The organism is Parasulfitobacter algicola (assembly GCF_013315265.1).
Lineage (GTDB): Bacteria > Pseudomonadota > Alphaproteobacteria > Rhodobacterales > Rhodobacteraceae > Parasulfitobacter > Parasulfitobacter algicola.
The window spans coordinates 1-19,956 of sequence record NZ_JABUFE010000008.1 but is presented as its reverse complement, the minus strand read 5'-3'; the positions used below and the strand labels follow the sequence as shown (position 1 = coordinate 19,956).

The 19,956-nt window shown below is 50.5% G+C and carries 17 protein-coding genes and 1 tRNA gene; 5 read left to right on the top strand and 13 right to left on the bottom strand.

The genetic code is table 11. From position 1 onward, the window contains the following. The first annotated feature begins 25 nt into the window (after window positions 1-25). The 5 genes from HRQ87_RS13160 (at window position 26) to HRQ87_RS13140 (ending at window position 4,028) form a co-directional block, all read left to right on the top strand. Window positions 26-1,468: a PASTA domain-containing protein gene (locus tag HRQ87_RS13160; RefSeq protein ID WP_174138908.1), complete on the top strand. Its 1,443-nt coding sequence runs from the start codon at window positions 26-28 to the stop codon at window positions 1,466-1,468. A 56-nt stretch (window positions 1,469-1,524) separates the two neighbouring features. Then, the gene (locus HRQ87_RS13155) at window positions 1,525-2,007 is read left to right on the top strand and encodes a hypothetical protein (RefSeq protein ID WP_174138907.1); all 483 of its coding nucleotides are present in this window, start codon (window positions 1,525-1,527) and stop codon (window positions 2,005-2,007) included. A gap of 16 nt (window positions 2,008-2,023) precedes the next feature. Beyond that, window positions 2,024-2,770, top strand: coding sequence for a hypothetical protein (locus HRQ87_RS13150; protein ID WP_174138906.1), 747 nt, complete (start codon window positions 2,024-2,026; stop codon window positions 2,768-2,770). 94 nt (window positions 2,771-2,864) lie between these two features. After that, window positions 2,865-3,224 (top strand): hypothetical protein, encoded by a 360-nt coding sequence (locus HRQ87_RS13145; RefSeq protein WP_174138905.1) that lies wholly within the window; start codon window positions 2,865-2,867, stop codon window positions 3,222-3,224. Window positions 3,225-3,398: 174 nt separating this feature from the next. Then, on the top strand, window positions 3,399-4,028 hold the full coding sequence (locus tag HRQ87_RS13140; protein ID WP_174138904.1) for a glutathione S-transferase family protein: 630 nt from the start codon (window positions 3,399-3,401) through the stop codon (window positions 4,026-4,028). Window positions 4,029-4,086: 58 nt separating this feature from the next. Here HRQ87_RS13140 and HRQ87_RS13135 read toward each other — a convergent pair whose 3' ends face one another. The 13 genes from HRQ87_RS13135 to HRQ87_RS13075 form a co-directional block, all read right to left on the bottom strand. Beyond that, window positions 4,087-4,899: a glycosyltransferase gene (locus HRQ87_RS13135; RefSeq protein ID WP_174138903.1), complete on the bottom strand. Its 813-nt coding sequence runs from the start codon at window positions 4,897-4,899 to the stop codon at window positions 4,087-4,089. Window positions 4,900-5,000: 101 nt separating this feature from the next. Further along, window positions 5,001-9,239, bottom strand: a complete 4,239-nt coding sequence (gene rpoC / locus HRQ87_RS13130) for a DNA-directed RNA polymerase subunit beta' (RefSeq protein ID WP_174138902.1) — start codon at window positions 9,237-9,239, stop codon at window positions 5,001-5,003. Between the two features lie 53 nt (window positions 9,240-9,292). Next, window positions 9,293-13,429 carry a DNA-directed RNA polymerase subunit beta gene (gene rpoB, locus HRQ87_RS13125; protein ID WP_174138901.1) on the bottom strand — a complete coding sequence of 1,379 codons (4,137 nt, stop codon included), beginning with the start codon at window positions 13,427-13,429 and terminating at the stop codon, window positions 9,293-9,295. A 243-nt stretch (window positions 13,430-13,672) separates the two neighbouring features. Further along, a complete protein-coding gene (gene rplL / locus HRQ87_RS13120) occupies window positions 13,673-14,047 on the bottom strand; it encodes a 50S ribosomal protein L7/L12 (RefSeq protein WP_174138900.1) in 375 nt (124 codons plus the stop codon). Between the two features lie 60 nt (window positions 14,048-14,107). Further along, a complete protein-coding gene (gene rplJ / locus HRQ87_RS13115; RefSeq protein ID WP_174138899.1) occupies window positions 14,108-14,623 on the bottom strand; it encodes a 50S ribosomal protein L10 in 516 nt (171 codons plus the stop codon). A gap of 331 nt (window positions 14,624-14,954) precedes the next feature. Next, on the bottom strand, window positions 14,955-16,202 hold the full coding sequence (locus HRQ87_RS13110) for a YncE family protein (RefSeq protein WP_174138898.1): 1,248 nt from the start codon (window positions 16,200-16,202) through the stop codon (window positions 14,955-14,957). 62 nt (window positions 16,203-16,264) lie between these two features. Then, a complete protein-coding gene (gene rplA, locus HRQ87_RS13105) occupies window positions 16,265-16,963 on the bottom strand; it encodes a 50S ribosomal protein L1 (RefSeq protein WP_174138897.1) in 699 nt (232 codons plus the stop codon). A gap of 3 nt (window positions 16,964-16,966) precedes the next feature. Further along, window positions 16,967-17,395: a 50S ribosomal protein L11 gene (gene rplK, locus HRQ87_RS13100; protein ID WP_174138896.1), complete on the bottom strand. Its 429-nt coding sequence runs from the start codon at window positions 17,393-17,395 to the stop codon at window positions 16,967-16,969. 103 nt (window positions 17,396-17,498) lie between these two features. Next, the gene (gene nusG / locus HRQ87_RS13095) at window positions 17,499-18,032 is read right to left on the bottom strand and encodes a transcription termination/antitermination protein NusG (protein ID WP_174138895.1); all 534 of its coding nucleotides are present in this window, start codon (window positions 18,030-18,032) and stop codon (window positions 17,499-17,501) included. A 191-nt stretch (window positions 18,033-18,223) separates the two neighbouring features. After that, on the bottom strand, window positions 18,224-18,409 hold the full coding sequence (gene secE, locus HRQ87_RS13090; RefSeq protein WP_174138894.1) for a preprotein translocase subunit SecE: 186 nt from the start codon (window positions 18,407-18,409) through the stop codon (window positions 18,224-18,226). Window positions 18,410-18,476: 67 nt separating this feature from the next. Continuing rightward, window positions 18,477-19,358: a hypothetical protein gene (locus tag HRQ87_RS13085; protein WP_174138893.1), complete on the bottom strand. Its 882-nt coding sequence runs from the start codon at window positions 19,356-19,358 to the stop codon at window positions 18,477-18,479. Window positions 19,359-19,382: 24 nt separating this feature from the next. Beyond that, window positions 19,383-19,458: transfer RNA gene (locus HRQ87_RS13080), tRNA-Trp, on the bottom strand. Window positions 19,459-19,890: 432 nt separating this feature from the next. After that, window positions 19,891-19,956: EF-Tu C-terminal domain-related protein (locus tag HRQ87_RS13075; RefSeq protein ID WP_217430459.1), on the bottom strand; the 66-nt coding region annotated here is incomplete at its 5' end.

The following is a 19,956-nucleotide window of genomic DNA, read 5'->3' as shown; positions in this document are numbered from 1 at the left end:
CCATTTTATTTAAGGAGACCTAATTATGCCAGAAATTGTAAATATCACTCAATCCGAAACCAAAATCTCAGTTGGTTCCGAACAACCTGAAATCATCAGTTTTGACGTTGTAAACGTATCAGAACGCAATCTGGACGTCGCACTTCAACCTGTGCCTGCGCCAGGAACCAATGGTACTTTGCCAGACTGGATCCGCGTTTTGGGTGATCAGCAGATCAGTCTTGCCCCCAGCGAAACGCGCAAAGTCGAGATTGAAATCGCGCCTGAGGCGGGCATCGAACCATCAGACATTCTGTTTTGTCTGAAAGCGTTCGAACCCGCATTGCCAGAAGAAAACAATGATTTAAGCAGTGTTATCACTGCCACTGTATCTGGTGGCGCCGTTATTCCGCCCAAAAAGACCCCTTGGGGTCTGATCGCAGGTATCGCAGCCGCTGTCATCTTACTGATCGGCGGCGGGATAACCGCATTCTTCCTGCTCAGCGGGCCCGGCGAAATGCCCAATCTGACGGGTAAGAAAATCGCCGAGGTTCAGGATATTATCGATGATTTGGAATACGGTAGCTTTGAGCAAAAGAATGTTCCTTTATCGACCGAATTTCCAGAAAGCGGTATGATCATTGCGCAAAGTCCTGAGGCGGAAACAGAACTAGGCGAAGATGTTGATATCGTTTTGACGGTTGCAGGACGCATCATTCCAAATGTCAAAGGAAAATCGGCCAGAGAAGCGATGCAAAGCTTGATTGATGCAGGTATCAACCGCGGGAACATAACGGTCAATACACCTTTGGTTGTTGGTGCAGATGGCCGCGTCACGCAACAGGCCCCTGCCGCAAACTCAGAATTTCTGCCAAATGCAATTGTTGTTCTGACTGTACCAAAAGCAGCCATTAAGGTTCCACTGGTGACGAACTTAAGCGTTGAGGCCGCGCGTGAAAAACTACGACGTGCTGGATTTAACGACAGAATGATCCGTGTCTCGGCACCTCGTCGAAATGGTGCAAATGGCAGGGTGACCGAACAAACCCCTGCTGCGAACGAAGTGGTTGATCGCAATACTCGCATCAGTCTGGTTGCGCCGCAAAAATTACGAGTTACCCGTTCGGTACCTATCCCAATTCCCGCACAGACCTGTGCGCGTAGCCCATTTGCCGGGACATGGAAGAACGTAGACAGCAACACACGCAGCGTAACGCGCGTTGTGGTGACGCCGATTTGTACAAATCCGTCGCAAGTGGCCAAAAGATACACCATACGGATGTTTGGATCCTGTTCACCCCGCGATTGCGATTGGGGCAACACGACGGCGACTCTGTCAGGCAACCAGCTGAAAGCAATCTATGATCAGGGCTTTGTAAAACGCCAGGTGTTTCTGACCAAGTCAGGCAGCACCATGAAATCACGAATTACATCGAACTATACCGACAGTCGGCCAACACGCACGTCATCCGAAGCTTTCCGAAAATAATGCCCCCCGGCCCCGCTGAACGGGGCCGGGTTCAACCCTTTGTCAGGTGCATCGCAATGATCAAACTTATTCTGATACTAGCCTTTATTATCTGTCTGTCCTGGCTTGCCTTGGGCATTGGGGCGTCGCGCAAGGATGGTTCTGTCGATGGCGCGTTCGGGAATGTGGATTCTATCTTGGGAGATGCACTTCGGGCAAACCTGCGTGCCTCTGATGTAAGATCTACGCAGACGCAATGTAAAATAAGCGGTGCCGTTATAACCGTTCCTGATCGGACGACATGTACGTTTAAGATCGCAAAAGGTGGCTTTCGGGTCAGAACATCCGCGATTGAGATGCAACGCGGTACCGGCAATATGCAATTCGTACCAGGTAAAAGCGATAAGCCGCGACCCGAACCCACACAACCCGTTCGTCTGACCCAATCCAAAAGCAAAGATATTTCAGTCTATGGCGAAGGCGGAGATCTGGTTTTGCGATGCCAATCCACAGACAATGAACCCCATTGCCAATTTCGCTTAAAACGTGCCAACTCATGAAGATCGGTGAACGCAAATGACACGCAAAGTACTCGTTTGGATCGCCTTTGTACTGACCCTGCTTCTGGTTGGGGTCGAAATTGGTGCACGCTTTTTGCCGATGCCCCAAGTATCAGCCCCAACGCAATTCATTCAAGACTTACCCGAAGAAGACCGGGCTGAAGCGCGGCGTCAACATATTGCCAAGGCAGGCGCGGACAAACCACCGGGGCTTGCCGCACCAAGTCTTGCGCTGATTGATGGCATCTTTCTATGGACCACCTTCATGATGGCGCTGTCCACCCTTGGCTTTCGCGGATGGCATAACAAATTCAGGGCCATTGCGACGCCAATCCTGATGCTGATCTTATTGATTGTTTCGATCATCATGCTGATTTTTGCGATTATAAAGCTGATCCTGATGCTATCACTGTTAATGGCTGTACCCTTTGGCACCATTGTTTATCTGGCGATCTTTGGCAGTTTCAACACTGGCGGCGTCACTATCATGCTTGGTATTGCAACATTCCTGCGAGCGGCCGCGTTTGTGCTGCTTTTGATATCCAGCTGGCGATATCTGAAAAACAAAACATTGGTTTTCAACGTGATTGCCGCGTTTCTGTGCGGGATCATCCTTGGGTTTATTTTCGCGCTATTGCCTGGCTTGCTTCACAGCATTGGCGACGCCATTGGTGCGATCATAATTCTGATCATTGCCCTGATCTGGGCACTGATCTTGTTCATAAGATCCATACCCGGGATCTTATCAATTGTACGAGTGTAGTTTTTGTATGTGTTACTGAGTATTTTGTTTACTTTTCAATCACCTATGGTGAAATATCAATATTTTAAATATTACATTAAAGGAGAATTTAGTTATGACTTCATCAGTAAATGCGCCCGAAAGCGGATTAACAAAAGCCCTTAAATTCATCGGCGAACTACTGGGTGTTATCGCCTATTTTGCAGGTGCAATTGGAGCGATTGTTTATGGCGCTATGAATGACAATACCGTTTTGATCACGATGGGCGCTGCGTTCGTTATTGTTGGTGTTATCGGAATAATTGATGGTGCCAAGTGGAAGCTCAAAGGCAAAGTCTCAGGCGGAAGTAACAGCAAGCCCAAATGGGAAGTTGTGGGCTTTCTCACGATCAGCTCGACATGGGCGATTATTGCCAGCGTTGCAGTTCTGCTTTTGGGTGCTGGACTGTCGGCATTACTGGTATTTGTACTTTAATAGTAGAATCTAAAAATATTGCACCCGGTAAACGCCGGGTGCAATTCATCGATCAGCCAAACTTCATTGCTTCTAGCCGACCTTGTGCCTTGATGATCACATCTGTCCCTTGTGGAATGAAAAATTATCCCCTCATATAGACCAGCGTATAACCAGCAGGGTGGCAAGACTGTTATGACAATGAAACTATATTGCTTTGGCGAAAGTGGCCATTCTTACAAAGCGGCCCTGGGTCTTGCTTTGACAAAATTGGACTGGGAAGCGGTTTTTGTCGACTTCTTTAACGGCGAAGGTCGATCACCCGAATTTCAGCAGATCAATAATATGGGTGAGGCGCCTGTGCTGATTGATGGGGATCTGAAATTGACCCAATCCGGCGTGATTTTGGATTATATTTCTGAAAAAAGCGGCATGCTAGGGATGCATAATCCAGATCTCCGCCGCGATGTCATGCGGTGGGTTCTGTGGGATAATCATAAACTGTCGTCTAATGCGGGTATGGTTCGGTTTTTGATGAACTTTCTGCCAAAAGACAAACGCCCGGCCGAGGTGATCGGATTCACCCAGGCCCGTCTGAAATCAGCCTATAAGGTTCTGGATCAAGCATTGGCGGGTCGCGATTGGCTTGTGGGCGATCAGATCACCGCGGCTGATATCAGTTGCTGCAGCTATCTGTATTATCCGGAACCTTTCGGCTTTGACCGTGCGGATTGGCCAAATATAGACAAGTGGCTTACCCGCATCTCGGATTTGCCAGGTTGGAAGCATCCTTATGACATGATGCAGCGGGCGATGGTCCAATGATCACCCTTGCTGTCATGACTGTTTCCCTAAATCCTGTGAAAATCTGCGATTGAAGTCTTTAGAGTGACATAATATCGGTCCGTGTCAGCCCAAATCCTTGCTTAAGTATGTGATCAATCTTGTCCTCAGCCATACCCCTGACCTTACCAGAAAACGCAGGCTTACTGTCATTATGGGCGTGAATAGTCCGGATATAGGCCACGTCATCGCAACTGCTGTAAATATTGTAGAATTGCCCCAGAAGACGGTGGTTGCGACGATAAATATTATCGACATAGTCAATCGGTGCGATCATCGCAGTACCAACTGACAGCGGTGTTCGTTCAATCGCATCAAAAATTTCGGGCGGGCTGGTCGTATAATCCACATAAAGTCCCTTGTTGAAACTAAGTACGGTCGGAACATCTTTCGCCAGGCTAACGGCCAGACTTCCAGAATGATGGCGCAGTTTTTCGACAAAGCGGTTGTCCAGCGCGTCATCGTCATCCAACCTGAATGTGGTGCGATGGGTGAAATCGGCTTTATCAACGGACTTAAAAGCCTGTTTGATGGCCCTGTAATGGGGAAGCGATGGCCGCTGCATGATATGAACAAAGGGCAAATCCTGCACAAGATTTATCAAGCGATCATTATATTGAGCGGGCAGCATTTCACCTGTCAGCAAGATCATCGTAAAATTCTGATCTGTCTGCGCCCTTAGACTGGGAAGTGTAAATTTTTCAAATAGATCAAAGCGATGATCCAGTCGCTTGGGTGCATAAAGAAAATCTTCGGCATCTTTTATGCTGGGGTGATTACTGCGAAATCCGTCAGTGGTCGGATAGGAAAACCGTATCAAGCCTATGATTTGATTTTTAAAAGACCTTTGCATGTTTAATTCCAAAAAATCACTGCATTGATCAGATTTTTACTATGCCCAAAAGAAAAAGGCCCGCACATAATGCGGGCCCTTCCATCAGTATTTCGGAAATCCTATTCGCCGCGGCTTTCCGGCGTATCGATCATTGACCCATCAACATCGCTGTCTGACATCGCTTCAGTGGGTGCAGCAAGGGCTGCAGCCGCTTCGGCTTCGTCACGGCGCGCTTCCAAAACGACATTGTCACGTTCCTGGGCAACGCGGTGCATCTGCTGTGTTGCACCACCCGTACCCGCAGGGATCAGACGACCCACAATAACGTTCTCTTTCAGGCCAACCAGTTTATCACGTTTACCCTGAACTGACGCTTCGGTCAGAACACGCGTAGTTTCCTGGAACGACGCCGCTGAGATAAACGACCGTGTCTGAAGCGACGCTTTGGTGATACCCAACAAGATCGGTTCACCGGACGCAGGACGACGGCCGCTGGCAATCGCCTTTTCATTCGCAGCATCGAATTCCTGCTTATCGACGTGTTCGCCTTTCAGCAGTGTGGTTTCACCGCTGTCCAGGATCTCCCACTTTTGCAGCATCTGGCGCACGATCACTTCGATATGCTTATCGTTGATCTTCACGCCCTGCAGACGATAGACATCCTGAACTTCGTCAATCATGTAATCAGCAAGGGCCTCAACCCCCATGATTGACAGAATGTCGTGCGGTGCCGGGTTGCCATCCATGATATAATCGCCCTTCTGGACAAAATCACCTTCCTGAACAGGAATGTGCTTGCCTTTGGGCACCATGTATTCGACCGGTTCTGCACCTTCTTCCGCAGCTTCGATACTGATGCGACGCTTGTTCTTATAGTCACGACCAAAGCGCACGTAGCCATCAATTTCAGCGATGATCGCGTGATCTTTCGGACGACGCGCTTCGAACAGTTCAGCCACACGCGGCAGACCACCGGTGATGTCTTTTGTTTTGGCGCCCTCCCGTGGGATACGCGCCACAACATCACCCGCCTTGATATCCTGACCATCTTCGACCGACAGGATCGCATCCACCGACATCGGATAGGTCACAGGGTTACCCGCTTCATTGCGAACCGGTTCGCCATCAGACCCAACGATAATGATTTCAGGCTTCAGATCGCTACCTTTTGGCGCAGCGCGCCAGTCAGTTACGATCTTCTGTGTCATACCTGTGGCATCATCTGTCTCATCACGAACAGCAATACCGCTGACCAGATCCACATAGCGCACCATACCGGCTTTTTCAGCAATGATCGGCAAGGTATAAGGATCCCATTCGAACAGCTTGTCACCACGATTTACTTTGGCACCATCTTTCGTCAGCAGCTTAGACCCATAACCCAGTTTGTGGCTTGCGCGTTCTTCGCCGTTGTCGTCAATGATTGCGATCTGCATGTTACGACCCATGACGATCTGATCGCCGCTGGCGTTTTCCAGAATATTTGCATTCCGGAACTCGATCTTACCAGCTTGGCTCGCCTCAAGGAACGATTGCTGACCACCCTGTGCAATACCGCCGATGTGGAATGTCCGCATCGTCAGCTGTGTGCCAGGTTCGCCGATGGATTGCGCCGCAATGATGCCCACAGCTTCGCCTTGGTTCACCAAAGTGCCGCGCGCAAGGTCACGGCCATAACACATCGCGCAAACACCTTCTTCGCTTTCACAAGTCAGGGGCGAGCGCATGCGCATCGTCGCAATACCAGCCGCTTCGACGGCATCGGCCTTACGTTCGTCGATCAGTTCATTTTTGGCAACGATCACTTCATCTGTGTTCGGCTTGAACACATCATCGGCGGCCACACGACCCAGAATGCGTTCGGACAGCGACGACACGATCTCACCATCGTTCACGGCGGCTTCGGCCGTAATGGCGTTTTCAGTGCCACAGTCGTGTTCGCGCACGATACAATCCTGCGCTACATCCACCAGACGACGGGTCAGATAACCCGAGTTCGCAGTCTTCAATGCCGTATCCGCCAGACCTTTACGGGCTCCGTGGGTCGAGTTGAAGTATTCAAGAACGGTCAGACCTTCCTTAAAGTTCGAGATAATCGGCGTTTCGATAATCTCACCGGATGGTTTGGCCATCAGACCGCGCATCCCGCCCAACTGTTTCATCTGTGCAGGCGATCCACGGGCCTTGGAATGGGCCATCATGAAGACCGAGTTTGGTTCTTGTTCGACGCCGTCCTCAACGCGCATGGCACTGATATCGGACATCATCGAATCCGCCACCTGATCAGAACACTTCGACCAGGCATCGATCACCTTGTTGTATTTTTCACCTTGGGTGATCAGGCCGTCCATATACTGCTGTTCGAACTCTTTGACCTGTTCGCGCACGCCATCGACGATGTCCCACTTATTATCAGGGATCACCATGTCGTCCTTGCCAAAGCTGATGCCGGCCTTGAACGCCTCGCGGAAGCCCATTGTCATAATCTGATCACAGAAGATAACAGACTCTTTCTGACCGCAATACCGATAAACCGTATCGATGATCTGCTGAACTTCGCCTTTTTTCAGCAAACGGTTCATCAGATCGAACGGTGCCTTGGCATTCAACGGCAGCAACGCACCCAAACGCACACGACCAGGGGTCGTTTCATAGCGCTTGTAAATCTCGTTGCCTTCGTCGTCGATCTGCTTGATCCGTGCAGTGATCTTGGAATGCAGGTGCACTTCGCCCGCGTCTAACGCATGCTGAACTTCATCGACTGATCCAAAGATCATGCCTTCGCCCTTCATGCCTTTGCGCTCCAGCGAAACATAGTAAAGACCCAGGATCATATCCTGCGATGGCACGATGATCGGCGCACCGTTGGCAGGCGACAGAACGTTGTTCGTCGACATCATCAACACGCGCGCTTCCAACTGGGCTTCCAGCGAAAGCGGCACGTGCACCGCCATCTGATCGCCGTCAAAGTCGGCGTTAAAGGCCGAACATACCAGCGGGTGCAGCTGGATCGCCTTGCCTTCGATCAACACAGGCTCAAACGCCTGAATGCCCAAACGGTGCAGCGTAGGCGCACGGTTCAGCATCACGGGGTGTTCACGGATGACCTCATCCAGAATATCCCAAACCTCGGGACGTTCCTTTTCCACAAGCTTCTTGGCCTGTTTGACCGTCGACGACAGGCCCTTGGCCTCAAGCCGCGAATAGATGAACGGTTTGAACAGCTCTAGCGCCATTTTCTTAGGCAGGCCGCATTGATGCAGCTTCAGTTCCGGCCCGGTCACAATGACCGACCGACCCGAAAAGTCGACGCGTTTCCCCAGAAGGTTCTGACGGAAACGGCCCTGCTTGCCCTTCAACATGTCTGACAGCGATTTCAGCGGGCGCTTGTTGGCCCCCGTGATCACGCGGCCACGACGGCCGTTGTCGAACAGAGCATCCACAGATTCCTGCAGCATCCGCTTTTCGTTCCGCACGATGATATCAGGCGCGCGCAATTCAATCAGACGCTTCAGACGGTTGTTCCGGTTGATCACCCGGCGATACAGATCGTTCAGATCCGACGTCGCAAAGCGGCCCCCATCCAGCGGGACCAGAGGGCGCAGTTCTGGCGGGATCACAGGCACAACAGTCAAGATCATCCATTCCGGGCGGTTGCCGGATTCGATGAAGTTTTCAACGATCTTCAACCGCTTGATGATCTTTTTCGGCTTCAGTTCACCGGTGGCCTCTTTCAGATCAGCGCGCAGTTGTTCGGCTTCGGCTTCCAGATCAATGGCCTGCAGCATCTCGCGGATCGCCTCAGCACCAATATTGGCTGTAAAAGCATCCATGCCAAAAGAATCCTGGGCGTCCATGAACTCTTCTTCGGTCATCAGCTGACCATAGGTCAGATCAGTCAGACCGGGTTCGATCACCACGTAGTTCTCAAAGTAAAGGATCCGCTCCAGATCGCGCAGCGTCATGTCCAGCATCAGGCCGATGCGGCTTGGCAGTGACTTCAGAAACCAGATGTGCGCAACGGGTGCGGCCAGTTCGATGTGGCCCATCCGTTCACGACGAACCTTTTGCAGCGTCACCTCGACCCCGCATTTTTCGCAAACAACGCCGCGATATTTCATGCGCTTATATTTGCCGCAAAGACATTCATAATCCTTGATCGGCCCAAAAATCCGCGCGCAGAACAGACCGTCGCGTTCGGGCTTGAACGTCCGGTAGTTAATGGTCTCGGGCTTTTTGATCTCGCCATAAGACCACGACAGGATCCGCTCGGGCGATGCCAGAGAGACCTTGATTTCATCGAACACCTTTGGGGGCGTCAACGGGTTGAACGGGTTGTTTGTCAGTTCCTGGTTCATTTTGAATTCCTCAAATTTGTGCGTTTGAATAGATGAGTTGGGACCGAGGCCCCTTACTCTTCATCCTCCGCATCCAGGAGTTCCATATTCAGGCCAAGGCCACGGACTTCTTTTACAAGCACGTTGAACGACTCAGGCACGCCGGCCTCAAAGTTGTCTTCACCCTTCACGATGGACTCGTACACTTTGGTCCGCCCTGCCACGTCGTCCGACTTCACAGTCAGCATTTCCTGCAGGGTATAGGCCGCACCGTATGCTTCCAGCGCCCAGACCTCCATTTCCCCGAAACGCTGGCCACCGAACTGGGCTTTACCGCCCAACGGTTGCTGCGTGACAAGGCTGTAGGGCCCAGTGGAACGCGCATGGATTTTATCATCCACAAGGTGATGCAGTTTCAGCAGATACTTAATACCAACCGTCACAGGCCGCGCGAATTGTTCGCCCGTCCGACCATCAAACAGCACCGACTGCCCGCTTTCGCTAAAGCCAGCGCGAACAAGTGCGTCATTCACGTCGGCTTCCTTGGCACCGTCGAAAACAGGCGTTGCGATCGGAACACCGCGGGTCACATTGCCCGCCGCTTCGACCAGACTGTCTTCTTCCATGTCCTTGATGCCTTCGTCATAGACGTTATCACCATAAGCAATCTTCATCGCATCCCGCACAGGCGTCAGATCACCGGACCGGCGATATTCCCCAAGCGCTTCGTCGATGTGAATGCCCAGACCACGTGCGGCCCAGCCCATGTGGGTTTCCAGAATCTGACCGACGTTCATACGTGATGGCACCCCAAGCGGGTTCAGCACGAAATCAACCGGCGTGCCGTCTGCAAGGAACGGCATATCCTCCATCGGGACCACCTTGGAAATCACACCCTTGTTGCCGTGACGACCGGCCATCTTGTCACCAGGCTGCAGCTTGCGCTTCACAGCCACGAAGACCTTGACCATCTTCATCACGCCGGGGGGCAGATCATCGCCGCGACGGACCTTTTCGACCTTATCCTCGAACCGGGCATCCAGGGCGCGTTTCTGCACCTCATACTGCTCGTTCAGGGCTTCGACCTGGCTGGCGTCTTTTTCATCGCCCAAGGCCAACTGCCACCACTGACCACGGCTGAGCGTTTCCAGCAGATCTTCGGTGATTTCCGAATTCGGCTTCACGCCCTTCGGACCCTTCACCGCGGTCTTGCCCAGGATCATGCCTTTCAGACGGGCATAGATGTTCCGATCCAGGATCGCCAGCTCGTCATCACGGTCACGGGCCAGGCGTTCGACCTCTTCCCGTTCGATCTGCAGGGCACGTTCGTCTTTTTCCACACCGTGGCGGTTAAAGACGCGCACCTCAACGACCGTCCCATAGTCACCGGGCGGCAGACGCAGGGATGTGTCGCGCACGTCGCTGGCCTTTTCGCCAAAGATCGCACGCAGCAGCTTTTCTTCCGGCGTCATCGGGCTTTCGCCCTTGGGCGTGATTTTACCCACCAGAATATCCGCTGGCCCGACCTCGGCCCCGATATAGACGATGCCCGCCTCATCCAGGTTCCGCAGGGCTTCTTCGCCCACGTTCGGGATGTCGCGCGTGATTTCCTCTGGTCCTAACTTCGTATCACGGGCGGCGACCTCGAATTCCTCGATATGGACGCTGGTGAAGACGTCATCGCGCACGATACGTTCCGAAATCAGGATCGAGTCTTCGTAGTTGTAGCCATTCCAGGGCATAAACGCGACGACCACGTTCTTGCCAAGCGCCAGTTCCCCCATATCGGTGGACGGGCCATCGGCAATCACTTCGCCTTTCTGAACCGTATCACCTACCTTGACCAGCGGACGCTGGTTGATGCAGGTGTTCTGGTTCGACCGCTGGAATTTGCGCATGCGGTAAATATCAACGCCCGCATCGCCCAGTTCCAGATCAGCGGTGGCACGCACAACGATCCGGGTGGCATCGACCTGATCGATGATCCCTGCCCGCTTGGCCATGATGGCGGCGCCAGAGTCGCGCGCAACGACTTCTTCGATCCCAGTGCCGACCAGCGGGGCTTCCGCCTGCAGCAATGGAACCGCCTGACGTTGCATGTTCGATCCCATCAGCGCGCGGTTCGCGTCGTCATTTTCCAGGAACGGAATAAGCGAGGCCGCAACCGACACCAGCTGTTTCGGCGACACGTCAATCAGATCGACGTTTTCGTTGGGCGCCAAGGTGTATTCGCCCGACTGACGGGTCGACACCAGATCATTCACAAACTTGCCACTTTCGTCCAGGTTCGCGTTGGCCTGCGCCACGGTGTGGCGCATTTCTTCGGTCGCGGACATATAGTGCACTTCGTCTGTCACCTGACCGTTTTCAACCTTGCGGTAGGGCGTTTCGATAAAGCCGTATTTGTTGACCCGCGCGAAGGTCGCCAAGCTGTTGATTAGACCGATGTTTGGCCCTTCCGGCGTTTCAATCGGGCACATGCGGCCATAGTGGGTCGGGTGCACGTCGCGCACCTCAAAGCCCGCGCGTTCACGGGTCAGACCACCTGGCCCAAGCGCGGACAGACGGCGTTTATGGGTGACCTCGGATAGCGGATTCGTTTGGTCCATGAACTGCGACAGCTGAGATGAGCCAAAGAATTCACGCACAGCCGCTGCGGCCGGTTTAGCGTTGATCAGATCCTGTGGCATCACAGTGTCGATCTCAACCGAAGACATGCGTTCTTTGATCGCGCGTTCCATCCGCAACAGACCGACGCGGTACTGATTTTCCATCAGTTCACCGACGGACCGCACCCGACGGTTGCCCAAGTGGTCGATGTCGTCGATATCACCACGACCATCCCGCAGATCAACAAGCGCCTTGATGCAAGACACGATGTCTTCCTTACGCAAAGTGCGTTCCGTATCTTCGGCATCCAGTGCAAGACGCATGTTCATTTTCACACGACCCACGGCCGATAGATCATAGCGTTCGCTGTCAAAGAACAGGCTGTCAAACAAAGTGCTAGCCGCATCAACGGTGGGCGGTTCGCCTGGGCGCATAACGCGATAAATATCCATGAGCGCAGTGTCGCGACCCATGTTTTTATCATTTGCCATTGTGTTGCGCATATACGGACCGACATTGATGTTGTCGATATCAAGAACCGGAATGTCGGTGATACCCGCATCCATCAGTTCTTTTACGGTCCCGCCAATAACATCACCGTCTTTATCAACTTCCCAAGTCAGCTCATCCCCGGCTTCGACATAGATGGCGCCATTTTCTTCGTTGATGATGTCTTTGGCTACATATTTGCCAACGATATGATCGAATGGCACCAGAAGTTCGGTCACCTTGCCGTCGTCGATCAATTTCTTAACAGCCCGAGGTGTCACTTTTTTGCTGGCTTCCGCAATCACTTCGCCCGTTTTTGCATCAACCAGATCAAAAGTCGGACGCGTGCCGCGTACGCGTTCGGGGAAGAATTTGGTGACCCAGCCTTTGTTCTTCTTATATTTATAGTCGACCGTATCGTAATAGGCATCCATGATACCTTCTTGATCCATACCAAGCGAATACAGCAATGTTGTCACTGGCAATTTACGGCGGCGATCAATACGCGCGAACACCAGATCCTTGGCGTCGAATTCAAAGTCCAACCAGCTACCGCGATATGGGATGATCCGGCAGGTGAACAGCAATTTACCTGAACTATGCGTTTTGCCCTTGTCGTGGTCAAAGAACACGCCAGGCGAACGGTGCATCTGTGATACGATCACACGCTCTGTGCCATTTACGACGAATGTGCCGTTCGGCGTCATCAAGGGCATATCGCCCATGAATACGTCTTGTTCTTTGATATCCTTGACAGACTTTGCGCCCGTATCTTCATCAATATCAAACACGATCAACCGCAGCGTCACCTTCAAAGGCGCACTATAGGTCATGTCACGTTGCTGACATTCTTCAACATCATATTTCGGCTTTTCGAGTTCGTATTTTACAAACTCTAGAACAGCCGTTTCATTAAAATCTTTGATTGGGAAAACCGACTGGAAAACACCTTTGATGCCTTCGCCGTCAAGGGGTTCCAATTGATCGCCAGACCGCAGAAACAAGTCGTATGAGCTTTTCTGAACCTCAATCAGGTTCGGCATCTCAAGAACTTCGCGGATTTTTCCGTAATATTTACGCAAGCGTTTTTGGCCAAGGAAGGACTGAGCCATGTGTGATAACACCTTTCGTTTCTCATCGGATCGCATCCACCGTCGGGCCCCGGCGATGCACCCAGTTGAGACAGGAAGTTCGGTCTATTCACGGCGGCCTTCCCACTGGCAGCCTCCCGACCATTGAACCTTCCTTAAAAGCAGCCCTTGTCCAAAGGGCGGCTTTTAAGACAGGATCGGCTGGACCCGACATATCGGGTCCAGCCTTAAAATTACAAGGCTCAGAGCCTTGTGAAAGACGGTTTAGGCCAGCTCGACCTCAGCGCCAGCTGCTTCCAGCTTGCCTTTGATGTCTTCAGCTTCGGCTTTATCAACGCCTTCTTTGATCTTGCCGCCAGCTTCAACCAGTTCCTTGGCTTCTTTCAGACCAAGACCCGTGATGCTGCGCACTTCTTTGATCACGTTGATTTTTGACGCACCAGCGTTCTTCAGAACGACGTCAAACTCTGTCTTTTCTTCTGCAGCAGCGCCGCCGCCATCCGCAGGACCAGCCATCATGACTGCGCCACCGGCGGCAGGTTCGATGCCATACTCATCCTTAAGGATAGTTTTCAGTTCTTGTGCTTCAAGAAGCGTCAGACCAACGATCTCTTCAGCAAGTTTTTTCAGATCAGCCATTTTATATGCTTTCCGTTTTCTAAGGTGTGTTCCAACGTCAGGGTCTTCCCTACGTCGGTCTTAAGCTGCTGCCTTGTCCTCGATTGAGGACAAGATGCTCGCGATGTTCGAAGCAGGGGCGCCAATCGCACCGGCAATATTGGAAGCAGGCGCGCCGATACAACCGACGATCGAAGCAATAAGCTCCTCTCTCGATGGCATCGCTGCGACGGCTTTCACACCGGCAACGTCCAATGCCGTCTCACCCATTGCGCCACCCAGGATTTCGAGCTTGTCGTTATCCTTGGAATACGCTTGCATCACCTTGGCCGCAGCCACAGGATCCTCAGAATAAGCGAGTACGGTCATGCCCGACAGAAGGTCAGCAATGCTTGCGCAGGGCTTCCCATCAAGGGCGATCTTGGCAAGCCTGTTTTTGGCAACACGAACGGATCCATCAACATCACGCATGCGTGCGCGCAGATCCTGCATTTCAGCAACTGTCAGACCTTCGTAGTGGGCAACCACAACGACGCCAGAGCTTTCGAAGATCTGGCCGAGTTCGTCGACCACTTTCTCTTTCTGGGCTCTATCCACAGTTTCACTCCAAATTTGGGGGTTTCCCCCCGGCTCAGTTTTGCCCCTGTTTCCAAGGGCGTTCGGGTCCAATATCAGGGTCCCGAGGCCACGATCGCCCGAAGGAAGTCCCTCGGAAATCTCGTCTCGTTCCCCATCTCAGGAAGGAATTATGGCGCCTTCAATATGCCTTGCAGCAATGTTTCAACACCACCCTCCGTCTCGGACGAAGTTGACCCGCACGAATCACTTCGACGGGTTAGGTGTTCCGCATAGGCGCTTCACCCGCCCAAGAAAAGCCCAAAATCACGATTTTCGCTTTGTTTTTGTGGATACATCCAATCAACACTCGTTATTCAACGGCATAAATGTCGATCCGATTTTTGCGGGTGGGATCCCCTATCTCAGTAACAATAAGTAGACCATCGTCATCGTATATCTGCAGAAATTGCAAACGATCGCGCGAGCGTCTTGGAAAATCAACGATGCCAAGACGTTGTCCTGTATCAGCATCGTATATAAAAAATGCTTCGCTAGGGCTATTGTTTATAAGCAAATCAGGCATATAGACAATCAAGTAAGGCCACATCAAAGCTGTATTGGAGCCAAAAGTACCAAACTTACCTTTTTGGATCCCCTCAATCCCCAAGCTGGCAAATGGATCCTCCAAAGTGAATTTCAGATCTCCTGTTTTTAGATCAAAAGCATAAATATTGTAAAATTGGTTGAAACTCTTGCTACCTCTTCCAAGAACAAATGCTGTTTTCTCAGATATAAAGCCACTTTCAGGCGCAATCTCTGCAGCAATATCTGTAATGTTAAAAGTCTGCAAAAGATTGTTGTTTTTCACATCAAATACATAAACTTTGTCGGATCTTTCCCGCGATTTAGAAGAACCAAATGCATCAATATCTTTTGCAAGAACACGTGTGCCATCAAAATCTAACATGGTGAAGACTGTACGCTCTTTAATATTAAAAAGCTTATTAAACAGCCCTTCTGTGATGCCTGGCGCCACAGCTGTGGCGATTTGTTGACCCGTCTCAACGTCAAAAATAAAGACACCGTTTTGTTTTTGAGCGTTTTGAAAGGTCACTGTCACATGAATACCCGCCAAGGCGTTTTCAGGTAATACGAAGTCAGAGAAATCTATATAAGTCTTTGCGTCGGGGTTTGGATTATCGATCGTCCGCAGTAATTCTAAAGAGGCTGTATCATACACCAACACCTGACGAATACCTTTGACCGAGGTATTTGCAGTCACCATAAATCTTTCATTTGCAGAAATAGCATCCCCAAACCCTTGGGTATTCCCAAAGCCAATGAATGTTTCACCATCCGAATGCCTTATAACATTGATCAATTCTTGTGTTTCAGTGTCATACACATGAATGACGCGAGTATTAGGCCTACTTTTTGAGAGCTTACCAGATACAAACAGTCGGCTTCCGCCAATATCGAAATCTAATTTAAAGTCATCTTCGTGAGGTCTGAATTCAAGGTCTAATCCGACTACCTTGCTGATGTTGGGGCTCTCTTGCGCAAAAGCAACTGGAGCCCAAAAAGAAATTATAGAAATAAATAAAATTTTCTTCAGCATAATCTTGCTCGCATATCTGAAATAAAAACGGCCCCCGAAGGAGCCGTTTGAAATGCTGTTGATCAGTTACCGGTGGCGTTATCTACTGACACTGTAACACCTGGCCCCATGGTTGAGCTTAGGGCAATTTTCTTCATATAAGCGCCTTTGGATCCTGCGGGCTTGGCTTTCGCAACAGCACCTACAAAAGCGCGGATGTTTTCCACCAATTTGCTTTCGTCAAAGGATACTTTGCCAATACCTGCATGCACAACACCGGCCTTTTCGACCTTGAACTGTACTTCGCCGCCTTTGGCCGCTTTGACAGCATCGGCCACATCCATAGTCACAGTTCCAACCTTGGGGTTCGGCATCAGGTTACGTGGTCCCAGCACTTTGCCCAGACGGCCAACGATTGGCATCATGTCAGGCGTTGCAATGCAGCGATCAAATTCAATTTTGCCGCCTTGGACGATTTCCATAAGGTCTTCGGCACCAACGATATCGGCACCAGCTTCTTTTGCTTCATCCGCCTTGGGACCGCGCGCAAATACAGCAACACGGACAGTTTTACCTGTACCATTGGGCAGGGTCACAACACCGCGAACCATCTGATCTGCGTGACGTGGGTCAACGCCCAAGTTCATCGCGATCTCAAGTGTTTCGTCAAACTTAGTCTTTGCATTGCCCTTGATCAGCGCAACAGCTTCTTCGACTGTGACATCAGTTTTACCGGCAAAAGCTTCACGGGCAGCGGTCGTACGTTTTCCATATTTCGCCATGACTTACCCTTTCACCTCGATACCCATCGATTGGGCAGAACCCACGATGATCTTCATTGCACCTTCGATATCGTTGGCGTTCAGGTCTTTCATCTTTGCTTCAGCAATTTCGCGAACTTGTGCAACCGTAACAGATCCGACAACTTCACGGCTTGGGTTATTGGCACCAGATTTCAGCTTGGCCGCTTTTTTCAGGAAATAAGACGCAGGCGATGTCTTGATATCCATCGTAAAGGACTTGTCCTGATAATATGTGATTATGGTTGGGCAAGGCGAACCCGGCTCAAGATCTTGCGTTTTGGCGTTAAACGCCTTGCAGAATTCCATAATATTAATGCCGCGTTGACCCAATGCTGGACCGACGGGCGGGGATGGGTTGGCTTGACCTGCAGGAACCTGCAGTTTCATAGTACCAGCTATTTTCTTGGCCATTTGGCCTCTCCTTTTTTCAACACCGTCCCTGACGCGTCAGGGCGGTTCGGGTTGCGTGGTCCGGCGTGATGGGCGCGCCCACCGCTACCTCCCACGGGTTACATCAGATCTGTTTTGTGACCTGTGTAAATTCCAGTTCGACCGGGGTTGCCCGGCCAAAGATCGACACCGTTACCTTCAGGCGCTGGTTGTCTTCATCAACTTCTTCAACCATGCCGTCGAAATCCTCAAACGGCCCTTCGTTGACTTTTACCTTTTCGCCAACCTCAAAGTGAATCAGCGTCCGCGGCGCAGCTTCGCCTTCTTCAACACGATTCAAAATCGCATTCACTTCGGCGTCGCGCATGGGCATCGGGCGACCTTGGGGGCCCAGAAAACCAGTCACGCGATTAATTGAATTGATCAGGTGATAGCCCTGATCGGTCATTTCCATCCGAACCAGAACGTACCCTGGCATAAATCGACGTTCCGCTGTTACTTTCTTGCCGCGACGAACTTCAATCACCTCTTCGGTGGGGACCAGAACTTCTTCGATCTGATCTTCAAGCTCGGCCTCAGCCACGGATGTTCTAATTTGTTCGGCGATCTTCTTTTCAAAGTTCGAAAGAACGCTAACCGAGTACCACCGCTTCGCCATTTTCGTTCGAACCCTCATATATCACGACGCAAGCGCCAATTCTTTATTCATTGCAAGCGGTTAACCGCATATCTGAAACAAAAAGCGGCGTGCCACACGAATCGAAGCACGCCATTTCAGGATTTGAACGTCGCAATACTCTTGCTTACGCTTTAATTCAAGAGCCTGACCGTGCTTTTTCCGTTGAGAAATCAGATAACGAAACCCAAACCCGTGCGAATTGTGAAATCCACAAGGAAAAAGAACGCAGCCGTCAACATTGCCATCACAAACACCATGATGCTTGTCAGAATAACTTCTCGACGGGTTGGCCAGACAACCTTGCTCACCTCACCGCGAACCTGCTGAATGAACTGAAGTGGATTTGCTTTGGCCATGTGTTACCCTTTTCACCGTGCTTGGCTGCCAGATACGGTGTCCTGACACGCATTTCAAGTTTAGTTTTCAAACATTCAACAGTGTAACTTTGTCCAGACAAGAAATTTCCTTTACGTCAGCCTCATATCTGCGATGGCTGCCCCTCATCTCAGACGAAGTCCACAAGACTGGCGCTGGGTGTCTTCTTGATTTGGGATAATTCTCTCTGACTTGTCGCGTAAATTCACGTGTTACTTTGCCTTTTTCTTGTTTTTCGGCAAGTATGACTTGGATTGCTTTTTCTGATAATCCAACATGCAAAGGTTCGCTGAGTATACGTATCTGCTTGCCTATTTCTTCGTTTAATAATTTGCCTAATATAAGCGGCAAAACCTGCATATAATTTTCGTATTGCCAAACAATGATTTCATCAATGTCTTGAAATTTCAGGAAACTCTTTACCACATCAGACCATCGTGCATCATCAAATGCACTTTTCTTACGAAAGACATCAAATGAACCAACATGACCAGCCACAAGCTTTTGAGAATAATAAGATGCAAAAAATCCGGCTGTATCGCGAATGCCTAAAAACACCCTGACTTTGCGCCCAGAAAACGATTGCAAAAAATCAGTCAAGACTTCGGTTCTATGGGGATAGAATGATGGATGCCCCGTGTGATTTTTATCTTGTACCGATTTAAGCATATTTTCGTCTGAAAAAATCATTAATTTAGTGGGATATGACATCTCTTCAGGTGTTTTTGTTTCATCGTTTTGGAATTCAAAACAGTCTTTGATCGAAAAATTGGGATGGCGCATGTCCTGAGGGCCAAAATACTTTATATTATTTTGGGACAGCAATTCTGAATTGTTCCGCAAGGTCCACTGTAAATACGTTGTTGCGGTTTTATGTGCGCCAACATGAAAATGTACATCAAAAGGGTGCATTTCAGGTATAGGCTTCAAATTAATTGCATGATTTGACCGGTCTGGCAGGGGCTGAGGGACTCGAACCCACGACCCTCGGTTTTGGAGACCGATGCTCTACCAACTGAGCTAAACCCCTAAGACCATCGCCGCTATACGAAAGCAAATCTTCATTTGCAAGCGCTGAAACATTTTAGGTATAGATGCGTTACGGCAAATACGATTGAAGATCATGCTTACCGTTTGTATTTCTGGCGTAGTTTGACTGCCTCACTCATGCGGCCATCTTAATAAGGCTCTGCGCAAACATTCCTATAGCTGATACGCAATACAAAGACTGGCAGAAGTTTCTTCTGAATCCCCGACAAGCGGCTTGGCAATGCCTGTTGACACAAATACTAATGACAAAAGAAACGTGACTTTAATTAGATGCAATATCGAAAGTACCATGTCTTGTGCATTGGACAGTATTCTTTGATACCAACGAATAAATCATATTATCGTTTGATTACCTTGAAATAAAATGAGCCGCCCAAAAGGCGGCTCAAATCATTTCATTGTATCGATTATATTACTCGACGATTTTTGAGACGACGCCGGCGCCGACGGTGCGGCCGCCTTCGCGGATCGCGAACCG